We start from the raw sequence: 13,532 nt of genomic DNA on the forward strand, positions 1-13,532 counted from the left end.
TGCATTTTGAAGACTCCTGAAGTGTTATAAACAAAGATGAAGTCTTACAACCATGAATTATATTAATATTTTAACCATAGCAGGCTCCGATAGCGGTGGTGGTGCAGGTATTCAGGCCGACTTAAAGACCTTTTCGGCGCTGGGCTGTTTTGGTACTTCGGTAATTACAGCGGCAACAGCACAAAATACGATGGGCGTAAGGTCTGTTCATGGTATTCCACCCGAAATGATTAAAGACCAGCTGCAAGCCGTGCTCGAAGATATACAGCCTGCTGCCATTAAAATCGGGATGATTAACCGGGCAGAAGTGGTCGATGTAATCGAAGCTGAACTTAAAGCTTATGGCAACAAAGTTCCTGTTATTTTAGATCCGGTAATGGTGGCTACCAGTGGTCATAAGCTTATTGAGCCCGATACCATTACACAGCTAATCGATAAGTTGTTTCCACTCGTAAGCCTGGTTACCCCAAATATAGATGAAGCCGTTATACTTGCCGAACAAGCCATTCAGAACCTCGATGATATGGTTGCTGCCGGGCGAAAAATTATCGGAAAAGGAGCAAAGGCAGTATTGGTTAAAGGTGGACATTTATCTGGTCCGGTTATTTACGATGTGTTTATTACCGGCGATGCGGAACCTGTGATTTTGGAGAGCGATTTTATTGTCTCCAAAAATCTGCATGGAACAGGTTGTACCTTATCTTCTGCTATTGCTGCCGAAATGGGTAAGGGCAATAATTTGCTAACTGCCGTTAAAAACGCGAAGCAATATATTGCCGCCGCTTTACAGGCGGGTAGCCAGGTTACAACAGGTGCCGGAAACGGTCCGTTGAATCATTTTTTTAACCCTTCAAAACTAATTATACAATGAAATGGAGCGAGCAGGCCTGGGAGTTAGTGAAACCCATCTATGATAAGATTTTAACCATGCCTTTTAACCAGGAGTTAAGTGATGGTACTTTGCCTAAAGAAAAGTTTATTTTTTATCTGGCACAGGATGCTTATTATCTATTGGAATTTGGCCGGACTTTAAGCACCATTAGTGGTCGTGTTGATGATGCGGAATTGGTGATGGCTTATGCAAGATTTTCTACCGGAGCTATCTTCGCTGAGCGTAGCCTGCACGAAAGTTATTTTGTAGAATTTGGTCTGGATAGTAAGGTAACACCATCGCCGGCAACACTTTTATATACCAATTATCTTTTAAACCAGGCAGCTTATGCCAGTGTTGAAGTAGCTGCAGCAGCAGTTTTACCTTGCTTCTGGATTTATAAAGCAGTTGGCGATCATATTTTTGCACAGCAAAAGGGAAACGAAAATATTTATAAAAGATGGATTGATATGTACGCAGGAGCCGAATTTGCCCAGGCAGTGACACAAGCCATTAATATAACCGATGATTTGGCCAGGCACGTAAGCCCTGCTACGCGGCAAAAAATGCTCGATACTTTTGAAATGGCCACGCGGCTTGAATGGATGTTTTGGGATAGTGCTTACCAACTGGAACAGTGGAAGATTTAGCAGTATTGTAACTTTTTCTGCAAATATTTTGATATAAACTTAAAAAAATGTCGGTATTTCCAATAGATTTAAGGAACTTTGCAGCTTAATCTTATTATTCATACATCAGTTTTGGAAGAAAGCACGCACGATCAGGCCCTATTAAATACACCAGAAAGTAAACCTGTAGTAGCGCATAGTTCTCCAAAACAAGTACGTTTTGCCATCTCAGCCTTTTATTTTATGCAAGGGGTTTGCTTTGCAAGCTGGGCCAGCCGGATTCCGACTTTTAAAGCCTTAATGAACTTAAATGATGCAGAATTAGGTTCTATTCTCTTTGCATTGCCTGCAGGTCAGATCATGACGATGTTTTTTTCGGCAAAACTAACCACACACTTTGGTAGCAAGAAAATGCTTCAGGCCACAGCGCCCATGTATGCTATTGCCTTAACCTTTTTGGCATTGGCAACTACAGGCTGGCAATTGGCTGCTTTTTTGGTACTGTTTGGCATAACAGGTAACCTTTGCAACATCGCCTTAAATACGCAGGGCGTTGCCGGCGAAAATTATTACGGTAAGCCGATTATGAGTTCTTTCCACGGTGCCTGGAGTATCGGGAATTTAACCGGGGCATTAATTGCATTGGGTCTGGTTAACTTAAAATTAGGAATGTATACGCATTTCTGGATTATCGCCGCTATATCTTTAACTAATGTGGCATTTAACGCTAAAAAATTACTCAACTACAATAAACCCGATACGCTGGCCGAAAAAACGAAATTTTTTACCATGCCGCAGGGGATCCTGGTTTTATTGGGACTTATCGCTTTTTGTAGTATGGCTACTGAAGGAACCATGTTCGATTGGAGTGCCATTTATTTTGAAGATGTAGTGAAGTTGCCACATAACCGTGCCATTATTGGCTATGCCTCTTTTATGTTTATGATGGCCAGCGGTAGATTTTTGGGGGTATATCTGATCGGTAAATTTGGTCGGAAAAATCTTTTGCAAATTAGTGGTGCCATTATATCAATAGGTATGGCACTTGCAGTAATCTTCCCGAATATTTTTGTGGCGATTATAGGCTTTATGTTAATCGGTTTGGGTGTTTCGAGTATTGTGCCGATGGTGTACAGCATTGCGGGTAACAACAAAAAAGTGCCTGCGGGTAAGGCTATAACCATGGTTTCAAGCATCGGTTATTTTGCATTCCTGTTTGGTCCGCCGCTAATTGGTTACATTTCTCAACTATCTAGCTTGCGCTATTCTTTTGGAATAATATCTGTTTTTGGTTTGTTAATCACCTTTGTAATTACCAAAATTAAGGAAATAAACTAATTTTTGGTTAGTTGTTTGAAGCGGTTAACTGGTTAATTGAATAGCATATCGTTATATGCTTTCATGCTAAAGAGATCCTGAAATAAATTCGATAGCAATCGGATCGGGGTGACGCGCTAGTAAATTTATTCTTTCTTCATCAATCCATGTTCTTTTAAAGCAGCAATGGCCAACTCTATCAATCGCAGGTTTTCATCCTGGTGACCGTGTTGTACCTCAACATTGATGTATGGAATGTTGTTCTGCATGGCATAAACGGAGAGTGAACCATCGTTGGAAACAAATTTCGATTGAAGAATTACATTTACATTCGCTTTTTTTAAGGTCGAGAATAATTTCGGTTCGGTTACGTATAACAGGTCATCGTTATCCATCTGGAAATTGATATAAACCGAATCGGCCGTACTGGCTAAATCGTATCCGGGCAGGTATGAAGAAATTCCAAAACCTCCGTCGGCATTATTGTGCAGGGTTAAAAAATATCCCGTTGATTTTGGATCGTAAAAATCTACAATTTGCTTACCTGCATTTAATATGGCTTTCTCCACTTCGTTCGAGCTATAAGCGTCCTTCTTCAATCGTGTATTTACCCCGACTTCAGTATAAATGGCATTTGGATCAATCCGGTATTGATCGTCCATATAGGTAAAATTATAGTCTCTTACTCCACCATACTGGCAGTCTATCAGTTCGCCACCACTCCAGCGGATATAATCGAAACCAGCCTTTACACCCGTATCTTCATTGTCGTGAACCACCAAAAAGCGAATCCCATTAGGCTTATAGCTATATTTTACCAGCGTAATGTTGAGGTTTGCTACTTTAACAAATACCGAATCCGATGTCATGGCCGGGAAAACTGGCGGATGCTGGGCTTTTACAATGAGGGCTGTGCATATAAGAAATAGGCTAATAACGGTTTTAAACATAATCACTAATATACAATGTTGATTCGCAATTTGTTTGGATACAGCATTGTAGGATTATCTCCGCGTAAAATTTGGCGTTTGCCATGGTGGTTCATGTTGATACAAACCACCGCATTCGCATGGTGTATCACTTTCCGTGTTTTTCGCGTGCTCCGTGGCAAAAGAATGGCTCGTGTTGAGACGAACCTTGGCGTTCGCAGGAATTTAAGAAATAACTTTCCGTGTTTTCAGTGTGCTCCGTGGCAAAAAGTAGGTGGTTCCTGGAGACACGAACCACGGCCAGTAACGACCATAAAAAAAGCCCCGATTTGCATCGGGGCTGATTGATTGTTAATTTGGAGAGATATTAATGTCCGTGATCTAAATCGTATTCATTTACATCTTTATGGTCGTATGGTTCAACCATTAACTCATCGATGGTTTTTCCTTTTTTATTGAAACCAAGGCGCTCTAACATTCTGTCGAATATTAAGTACACTACCGGTACTACAATTAAGGTTAAGAACAATGAACTGGTTAATCCACCTACAATTACCCACGCCAAACCATTTTTCCACTCGGCACCTGCACCACTTGCAAGGGCAATAGGAAGCATACCAAATACCATGGCAATGGTGGTCATTAAAATTGGACGTAAACGTGCGTGGTTGGCCAGTACCAGTGCTTCCTTAGTTTCTTTACCTTCGGCTTTTAAGTGGTTGGTAAAATCGACCAGGATAATCGCATTTTTAGCTACCAGACCCATTAGCATAATTAAACCTAAAATGGTAAAGATACCGATTGAGTTGTTGGTTAAGGCCAGGGCAAGTAAGGCTCCGATTACCGCTAAAGGTAGGGAGAACATTACCACTAAAGGATAAATGAAACTATCATAAAGGGCTACCATGATCAGGTAAACCAAAATAATAGAGGCTAACAAGGCAATACCTAAAGTACCAAAACCTTCTGCCTGGTTTTCCTGGTCACCGGCCCAGCTGTAACTAACACCTACCGGAGCTTTTAACTTACCGTTTTTCTGTAATTCCTCTAATTTCGCCTGAAATTCGGCAACCACCGTACCTGTAGGGCGACCAATTGACTGTGCCTTAACCGATACCGAAGTAGATTTGTTTAAACGCTCCAGCTGACTTGGTCCTGAACCTTCTGTAATCGTTGCGAACTGCGATAATTTAATTTGCTTACCATCATTATTTACAAAAATCAGGTTACGCACATCTTCCACATTCTGGCGGTTGAAGTTTTGATACTGAATATTGATATCGTATTCGTATTCGCCTTTTCTGTATTTACCATCTGTGTTACCGGCAAATGCTGTTTGCATGGTAGAACCTACTGTTTGTAAGGTTAAGCCCACTGCCGACATTTTATCGCGGTCTACCTGAACGTTAATCTCAGGTGTTCCTTTTTCTACCGATAATTTAATCTCGGTAGCACCCGGAATTGCGCCAAGTACTTTTTGTGCACCTTCGGCATATTTTAATGCGCTATCTAAATCAGAACCCATTACCACCAACTGTATCGGCGCATTTTCTGCAATACCTAAGATACTAATCGGCACGGTTTTTACTTTTGCACCTACAAGCTCTTTAGCCAATGCACGGCTCATTTTGGTTGCGAAAATATCTGAAGAAACACCTTCACGCTGATCGCGCTCAACCAATTTAACGTTGATTTCAGATTTATAAGCAGTTGCCTGTGTACCACCAAAATCACCTGTCGATTGACCAACAGTTGTAATTAACTGGGTAATTTCTGGTTGTTTATCTAAGAAAGCTTCTGCTTTTTGGGTCAGGAAGTTCGTTTGCTCTAAAGAAGCATCCTTAGGCAACTCTAACTGCACCAAAAACTCACCTTTATCAGATTTAGGGAAGAACTCGGAACCAATGAAACCGCCTGCTAATAATCCGCATGAGCTGAAGAACATCACCACAACGATAATCAGGGTTAAAGCTTTGTGGTTTAACGACCAGGTTAAGATACTGGTAATCCACAATGTGAATTTTTTGAGCTGTTTCTCAAACCAAAGGATAAAACGACCAAATAGGTTTTTGCCTTCAATACGCTCTAACTTACCGAAACGTGAGAAAATAAGCGGTACAATGGTAAACGATGCCACCAACGATAGTAAGGTTGCAATGATTACCACGATACAGAACTGGCGCAGGATGTTCGAAACCAAACCGGTACTTACTGCAATCGGGAAGAATACTACCACAATTACGAAAGTGATCGATACTACAGTAAAACCAATCTCACGCGTTGCATCAGATGCTGCACGAACTTTGTTCTTACCCATTTCCATGTGTCGCTGGATATTTTCCAGTACCACAATCGCATCATCCACCAGGATACCTACCACGAGTGACAGCCCCAGTAGCGACATTAAGTTTAGTGTAAAACCGAATAAACCGATACCAATAAAAGTTGCGATTAACGATACCGGGATCGATACCATTACAATGATCGCATTACGTAAGCTGTGTAAGAAGAAAAGCATTACGAAGGCTACCAAAATTACAGCTAAAATTAAATCGTGGATTACGGCATCAGCAGATTCTAAGGTGAAAATAGAACTGTCGTTAACAATTCTGATGTCTAATTTATTGCTTGCATATTCATTTTTAAGTTTAGCAATAATGGCATGTACGCCTTTACTCACTTCTACAGCATTCGCATCACTTTGTTTAATAATCTGAATCGCGATAGAGGCTTTACGATCGATACGGGCTAATTTTTCAGTTTCTTTTTGCGAATCCTGAACATCGGCCACATCGCCTAAACGGATTTGTGCACCATCTTTACCAGTAGTTAAAACCAGGTTTCTTAACTCTTCGATACTTCTGTATTTACCCGATAAACGGATTAAAACGTCCTGATTTTGTGTTTTAACACTTCCGGTAGGGAAATCAAGGTTTGACGAAAGAATCATTTGCTGTACCTGCGGAACCGCAAGACCATAGCCCTGTAGTTTATTGGCATCAAGCGAAACCTGGATTTCGCGCTCTGAACCACCCACTAAGTTTACCTGGGCAATACCACTAACCCTCGAAATTACCGGGGCAATACGTTTGTCGATTAAATCGTAAAAACTAACGTCGTCCATGTTAGCAGAGGCCGACATGGTAATTACCGGTAAATCATCAAGCGAGAATTTACTTAACGAAGGCGTTTTTACATCTTCGGGTAACTCGGCCAGGATGGCATTTACTTTACGTTGTGCATCATTTAGCGAGATATCGATGTTTGCCGCATCTGTTAAAGTGATGGTTACGGTTGATAAACTCTCGAAAGATACCGAGTTAATTTTTTTGATGTTCTCCATCGATGATACCGCGTCCTCAATTTTTTTGGTTACGGTATTTTCAACCTCATTTGGCGATGCACCAGGGTAAATGGTCGAAATAGATACTACGTTGTTCGAGAATTTTGGAAGTAACTCATAGCCCAACGAAAAGTAACTGAGTAGCCCAAGTAAAGTTAGTGCGGTAAATACCACAATAACCAGCGAAGGCCTTTTTATAGATATATCTGTTATCTTCATTTTAATTTTTTATTGCAATTGAAATAATATCGTCCTCCGACAGGCTCAGGATGACAAACTGTAAACTGATAACTGTCAATTGAACTATTTTACGATACTTACAGCAGTTCCGTCAGCCAGGTTAATTTGTCCGCTGGTAATTACTGTTTCGCCTTCTTTTAAGCCATCCAAAATCTCAACATTATCTCCTAAAATGCGGCCCGAAACCACATTGCGGATTTTTGAAGTGTTATTGGCTTTATCCAGCAAGAAAACCTGGTTGCTGCTTACACTACCCACAAATGAGGTACGTGGAATAAGGATGCTTGGAGCTTGTTTAGGGAATTTAAACACAGCGGTTCCGTACATACCAGCTTTTAAGGTGTTTTTATGGCTGTTATTTACTTCAATCTCGATTGGGAAGTTTAAGGTAGCATCGGCTTTAGCCGCAATAAAAGTTACCTTGCCCGAAAAATTATCAGTTGGGAAAACAGAAGATTTGATCGTAATCTGATCGCCAATTTTAAGGTTAGCCACCTGCGATTCGTTTACATTAACTTTCAGTTTCAATTTAGAAACATCAACCAATTCGAACATTTGCGTACCCTGGGTATTTACAAAAGCACCAACTTCAATGTATCTTTTGTTTACGATACCGTTAATCGGCGATTTGATATTGGCATCGCTCAATTTGCGTTGCGAGGCCTGTAAACGCAATTTTGCATTTCTTGTAGCCAGTTTAGCCTGGTCTAACTGTTGTTGCGTAACACCACCGGTTTGGAACGAACTCTGGTATCTGGCTTCATCGCGTACCGCATTCTGGTAGTTCGCCTCAGCAGTTTCCCTGTCGGTATTGATGATTTCTGCATCAATGCGTGCCAAAACCTGACCTTTGCTTACTCGGTCACCTTCATCCACATAAATGGCGGTAACACGACCTGCGTTTTCTGATAAGAAGTTTAATTCTTGTTTAGGGATAAAATTTCCGTTTGCACTGAAATCTAAATCCACAATTTTTTTCTGTACATCTGCAACCCGAACGGCAACTGCGCCACCACCTTTAGCAATGAAAGCAGTTTTTTCTTCGTTCTTCTTTTTGTTGTTTTTTAAGACATAAGCTATTGCACCAAGGGCAACAACAACTACGATGATTATGGTAATTACTCTTTTCATTTCTATTGTACTAGCGATTTAATATTTCCGTTTGATTTGATTAATTGTATTTCGGCTATTTTATAATTTAATAAAGCCTGTGTATAACTGTTTTGTGCCGAGGTTAATGCGTTTTCGGTATCCAAAAGATCGGTTAGCGAAGCTAAGCCGTTGTTGTAGTTATTTTGGGTACTTCTGTAAATCTCTTGCGCCAATTCAGCATTTTTACGTTGCGATTTAATGGTGTTTAAGTTATTGCGCAACTGTATTTTGGCATTTTCGTAAGCCAGGTTTAAAGAGTTTGTGGTTTCTTTTCTGCTTTCCTGTGCCTTTTTAATGTTTACATCAGCCTGGCGGATTTTAGAACGGGTTAAGAAACCGTTAAAAATTGGCACTTTTAAAGTCAGGCCTACTGCCGAAGCTCCGTATCCGATTGCTGCTGCATTGGATTTTAAGAAATCGAAACCATCGCTTTGGCTCGAGTAAGTATAATTACCCGTTAAAGCCAATGATGGATAATATTCAGCCACATAAGCTTTTCTTTGCAGCGATAATAGTTTATCCTGGTTATTTAAAAGTTTAACCTCTGTTCTGTTGGCCAGATCGATAGAATCTGTAAATACAGGTAGGGTAGTTACTTCCGTTAATTCGGTTGCAGGCAGGCTAATCGGCGTTGCAACGGGCATTCCCATCGAAAATTTCAACTGGTTTTCCAATTGGGTAATCGCATTAACAGTTTGCTCGCGCTGTGTATTCAGGTTAGTTAAATTAACACTTATACGATCTACATCGATTTTTCTGGCCAAACCATTTTTATACTGGTTGCCCACAATTTTTTCAACCACCTTAACATTTTTAATGTTGGTGTCGATTACGTTAAGCTGTTGTCTGTTTACCAAAACCTGATAGTAATTGTTGGCTACCAGTTCGATAATCTGCTCTTCTGTTAACTGCGAAGTAAGGTTATAATATTCTTCGCTCGATCGTGCAGCCTGCAAACCGGTAAAAACCTGCTGGTTAAATAATTGCTGCGAAAGCTGAACACCGGCAGTCGAATTCCAGTTCTGGCCCAATTTGATCGCCTGTGTTTGTCCACCGAAATTAGCTACCAACTGACCGATAATCGGGTTGTAGGTTAAGCCTACGTTTCCGGTAATTTGTGGTAAAGCTTGTGCCCTTACTTCTTCCACCTTGTATCTTCCACCTTCAATATCCAATTTGGCATTTCGCACTTTTGTATTGTTCTGGAGCGCAAAAGTGAGCGCGTCTTTTAAGGTAACCTGCTGCTGTGCAATTGCCAGCTGCGGTAAAACCGAGCCGATAATAACGATGAGCATTAATCTTACCATTTTTATTCTAAGCATAATGTATTGTTTTTTTGTTTTTGGGTTCTTCTCTGTTTTTTCAGCCATTAACCTGAGGCTGTTTATTTGGGCTAACGTTAAGCGCTTAATCTATGCACCTTAAACCCCTTACGAATATGGTGGTCAGGTTTTTTTGCTTCATCGTCATTTTATTTAATGCTTTTTTGTCGGGGAAGAGGTCTTTGCCGGTCTCCATAATACACATGGTACAAAGGCCCATTAAGCTTTCCAGGTACAATTCAGCAACATGGGCGGTATCATCGTGCTCAATTTCTCCTTTTGCTTTAGCCTGACTAAAAATCTCGGCGAAAAAAGCCTTTTCCGATTCTTTTAGTGCATGCAGCTTGCCTTTAATCACCTCATCGTTCAGTAAATCCGGAATTCCCTCCGTAATGCGGAGCATGTAATATTTTTGGAAAAAAGTGTTCCGTACATCAATCGTGTTAAAAAGAATTTCCTGTACCGGCAGTTCAGGGTTGTATTTCTTTTTGATCAGTTCGAAGAAATCGTTAAACACTCTTTCAATCACCCCCACAATCAAATGCTTTTTATCCGGGAAATAATAATAAAGAGATGGTTTGGATACAGATAGATCTTCGGCAATATCGTTCATTGTGGTTTTACCAATACCAAAATGGATAAAGCGTTTTATAGCACCATCAATAATTTGCTCTCTCTTTTTATCGGCTACAATCATTTTACTTTTCTACTTTCTGACTTTTTTAATATTTTAGTCAAAAATAGTGCTAAAAAATGATTTGTCATGAAATGTTTGGCTAAACCAGAAGTAAGCTTACAATTTCATGACATAAATATACAGTTTTTGCTGTTATATATCTTTACAAACCAGTTGTTTATATATTTTGTTCGTAGTAATTAACATATTAACTGTACTATTTACCATCATTGCAATGGAGTGCTTGTCGTGGTTTATACACAAGTATTTATTTCATGGTCCGTTGTGGTTTATGCACAAAAGCCACCATCAAAAGGCTAAAACTTTTTTCGAATGGAACGATCTGTTTGCGCTCTTGTTTGCCGGCCTTTCGTTACTGTTAATGTATCTTGGCAGGAAGAGCCTCGATTACCGCTTTTTTGTTGGACTGGGAATTACTCTGTATGGCCTGATTTATTTCATTGTGCACGATTGGTTTGTGCACCGGCGTTTTAAAACCTTTAAAAGCACTAATGCTTACCTGCTGGCCGTGCGAAAAGCCCACAAAATTCACCATAAAAACAGGGGGAGAGAAAAAGGAAAAGCCTTTGGGTTGTTGTTTGTAAGGAAAGATTTAATCTCCTAAACAAAAAAAAATATTTAAAATTATTCTAAATAACTATTTTGTTAGTTTATGTTTAAGCTTATAAATATCAACTGATGAAAAAACTTATTCTTTGCCTGTCGTTACTTTTTGTTGGCGCGCTGCATGCACAAACAATTAAATTCACCGTAGAGGGAGTAATTCAAAGCCCTAAGAATGCAAAATTTGCTTATTTGGTAAGTGATGCGCCGGTTGTTGGAAAAGCAGATTTGTTTTTGATTAAGCCAATGGATGGCGACCACTTTCAGCTATCGACGACATTCGATCTAGCGGGACAGCTTTTAAGAGAGGGTTTTATTTTTGTGGATGAACGGGGAGATATTACTTTAGCTGAAGTAAAAGCCAGGATAAAAGAGAAGGTGTGGTTTGTGGGTGGGAGCGCTAATCTTAAGCGGGTTTTTCTCGAAGATGTTAAATTGGATATTGAAAACCCTTATAATCTAGCATCTGCAAAGATAATTAGTGGCGGAATTTATCTTCAGCAAACCATGGATGCAAGAACCGCATTAAAAGAAAGAAAGCTTTTACGTTTTATTAAGCAAAATGCCGATTCGCCTGTGGCGCTAATCGAAGTAGGTAACTTGATGAGGTTCGGAAATATGCCTGGTTTTTTTAAAGAATTTGATTTTAGCTCACCAAAAGAATTATACAGTGCACTTTCGAGCCGGTTACAGCAGAGTGAAGAAGGAAAGGCAATTAAGAAGAAGCTTGATGAGCCATTAAAGAATTAATCGCTTCGCAACTCTGTTTTAGCTTTACCCATTTTTGGCAGGATGCTTGCTCTTTTTTAGTAAACCTGTACGATGAGAAAAACTTACCATGTATTTGTGCTTTTATCACTGATTGTCATCACATCCTGCGGCAAAAAAACAGATAAAGAATGCGCCATTGCCCTTGTAGAAAAGCAATACGAAAATAGTAGCCAGGAGCTGAACTTTGAGCAGGCTACGCTTGATAGCCTGTATAATATTTCACCCAAAGCCTACGCCGATAGTATTGCAAAAGGCCATGAACTCGATTCGACACTGGCAGTACTCGAAACTGAAATCGAACATTTTAGTCAGGCAGAATCAGATAGTGTAGGCTTGATTAGTGCCAGGCTGACCAAAGAAAGGTACAGTTTACTGGAGCTGGCTAAAACCAAACCAAAGTTTATTGGCTGGAAGTTATCAGGTGTGACTAAGGCTGGTGATATGGCAGCGCCTTTGAGTTTTAATTTTGATCAGGCGATTAGCAAAATCGTTCCTTAATTAATTTTTCTTTTACTTTTGCAGCATAACAAAATCAACATGCTTCAAATTCAGGAAAATATTTCGTTAAAACCGTACAACTCTTTTGGTATTGATGTTAAAGCCAGGTTCTTTGCCGAAATATTTTCGGAAGATGAGTTAAAGGCTTTGTTTCTGCATGAGCTGGTAAAAACTCAAAAGCTACTTGTTATTGGTGGAGGCAGTAATGTCCTGTTTACACAAAATTATCAGGGACTCGTAATCAAAATCAGCATTAAGGGCATCGAATCTAAAGTTGCCGGAGATCAGGTTGCGGTAACAGCCGGCGCGGGCGAGGTATGGAACGATTTTGTAAACCATTGCGTAAAACATGGTTTTGCAGGGGTAGAGAATTTAAGTTTAATTCCTGGTACCGTGGGAGCTTCGCCTATACAAAATATCGGTGCCTATGGAGTAGAGTTAAAAGATGTTTTTGAAAGCTGTACGGCATTCGAGATTAAGACGGGAAAGATCAAGACCTTCAGCTATGCAGATTGCCATTTTGGTTATCGCGAAAGTGTTTTTAAAGGCGAATTAAAAGCTCAGTACATTATCACCTCGGTTACATTCCGTTTATCGGCAGTGCCAAAAATCAATACTTCTTACGGCGCTATCGAAGCCGAATTGAATAACAGGGGGATTGCGCAGCCCACTATTGCTGATGTTTCTGCAGCGGTATCGCACATCCGTGTGAGCAAACTACCCGATCCATCCACCATTGGTAATGCCGGGAGTTTCTTTAAAAACCCTGTAATTGAAAAGCACGAATTTGCGGATATTGTAGCAAAACACCCCGATGTGGTGCATTATGCTACAGCCGATGATAAAATTAAACTTGCAGCCGGCTGGTTAATTGAACAGTGTGGCTGGAAAGGTAAAGTAGTGGGTCAAACCGGTACCTGGAAAAACCAGGCTTTGGTATTGGTTAACCATGGCTATGCCACTGGTACAGAAGTGTATAGTTTTTCTGAACAGATTATAGACAGTGTGAAGGCTACCTTTGGTGTTGAGCTGGAACGTGAGGTAAATATTCTGTGACGAAACAACTCATAGGCATAAACCAGTACTTTTAGGGCCGTGCCAGAAATTTTTGGTACTAAGTTTGTTTGGATTATAGCGAATGGACATTAATTCATTTGTTT

12 protein-coding genes are annotated in these 13,532 nt (G+C 40.2%); 7 read left to right on the forward strand and 5 right to left on the reverse strand.

Features of this window, described 5'->3' with window-relative positions; translation table 11 throughout:
• The first annotated feature begins 52 nt into the window (after positions 1 to 52).
• The 3 genes from thiD (at position 53) to HWV58_RS04880 (ending at position 2,838) form a co-directional block, all read left to right on the forward strand.
• Positions 53 to 871 (forward strand): bifunctional hydroxymethylpyrimidine kinase/phosphomethylpyrimidine kinase, encoded by an 819-nt coding sequence (thiD, locus tag HWV58_RS04870; protein WP_175633005.1) that lies wholly within the window; start codon positions 53 to 55, stop codon positions 869 to 871.
• Positions 868 to 1,521, forward strand: a complete 654-nt coding sequence (gene tenA, locus HWV58_RS04875; RefSeq protein WP_175633006.1) for a thiaminase II — start codon at positions 868 to 870, stop codon at positions 1,519 to 1,521. The genes thiD and tenA overlap by 4 nt, the downstream gene beginning before the upstream one ends.
• Before the next feature lie 111 nt (positions 1,522 to 1,632).
• On the forward strand, positions 1,633 to 2,838 hold the full coding sequence (locus HWV58_RS04880) for an MFS transporter (protein ID WP_175633007.1): 1,206 nt from the start codon (positions 1,633 to 1,635) through the stop codon (positions 2,836 to 2,838).
• Between the two features lie 125 nt (positions 2,839 to 2,963).
• Here the strand turns inward: HWV58_RS04880 and HWV58_RS04885 are convergent, their stop codons facing one another.
• From HWV58_RS04885 to HWV58_RS04905, 5 genes are all read right to left on the reverse strand, one after another.
• Entirely contained in the window at positions 2,964 to 3,767 is an 804-nt protein-coding gene (locus HWV58_RS04885; protein ID WP_175633008.1) for a hypothetical protein, read from the reverse strand.
• A gap of 346 nt (positions 3,768 to 4,113) precedes the next feature.
• Positions 4,114 to 7,308, reverse strand: a complete 3,195-nt coding sequence (locus HWV58_RS04890; RefSeq protein ID WP_175633009.1) for an efflux RND transporter permease subunit — start codon at positions 7,306 to 7,308, stop codon at positions 4,114 to 4,116.
• 84 nt (positions 7,309 to 7,392) lie between these two features.
• Positions 7,393 to 8,460 carry an efflux RND transporter periplasmic adaptor subunit gene (locus HWV58_RS04895; protein WP_175633010.1) on the reverse strand — a complete coding sequence of 356 codons (1,068 nt, stop codon included), beginning with the start codon at positions 8,458 to 8,460 and terminating at the stop codon, positions 7,393 to 7,395.
• Positions 8,461 to 8,462: 2 nt separating this feature from the next.
• Positions 8,463 to 9,803, reverse strand: coding sequence for a TolC family protein (locus tag HWV58_RS04900; protein ID WP_175633011.1), 1,341 nt, complete (start codon positions 9,801 to 9,803; stop codon positions 8,463 to 8,465).
• A gap of 85 nt (positions 9,804 to 9,888) precedes the next feature.
• Entirely contained in the window at positions 9,889 to 10,500 is a 612-nt protein-coding gene (locus HWV58_RS04905) for a TetR/AcrR family transcriptional regulator (RefSeq protein WP_124562579.1), read from the reverse strand.
• 166 nt (positions 10,501 to 10,666) lie between these two features.
• Between HWV58_RS04905 and HWV58_RS04910 the strand changes: the two genes are divergently transcribed.
• The 4 genes from HWV58_RS04910 (at position 10,667) to murB (ending at position 13,428) form a co-directional block, all read left to right on the forward strand.
• On the forward strand, positions 10,667 to 11,104 hold the full coding sequence (locus tag HWV58_RS04910) for a sterol desaturase family protein (protein WP_175633012.1): 438 nt from the start codon (positions 10,667 to 10,669) through the stop codon (positions 11,102 to 11,104).
• Positions 11,105 to 11,178: 74 nt separating this feature from the next.
• A complete protein-coding gene (locus HWV58_RS04915; protein WP_175633013.1) occupies positions 11,179 to 11,853 on the forward strand; it encodes a hypothetical protein in 675 nt (224 codons plus the stop codon).
• Between the two features lie 72 nt (positions 11,854 to 11,925).
• On the forward strand, positions 11,926 to 12,372 hold the full coding sequence (locus tag HWV58_RS04920; protein ID WP_175633014.1) for a hypothetical protein: 447 nt from the start codon (positions 11,926 to 11,928) through the stop codon (positions 12,370 to 12,372).
• Between the two features lie 39 nt (positions 12,373 to 12,411).
• On the forward strand, positions 12,412 to 13,428 hold the full coding sequence (murB, locus tag HWV58_RS04925; protein WP_175633015.1) for a UDP-N-acetylmuramate dehydrogenase: 1,017 nt from the start codon (positions 12,412 to 12,414) through the stop codon (positions 13,426 to 13,428).
• The last annotated feature ends 104 nt before the right edge of the window (positions 13,429 to 13,532 follow it).

Origin of the sequence: Pedobacter ghigonis, from assembly GCF_903166585.1 — a bacterium.
Lineage (GTDB): Bacteria > Bacteroidota > Bacteroidia > Sphingobacteriales > Sphingobacteriaceae > Pedobacter > Pedobacter ghigonis.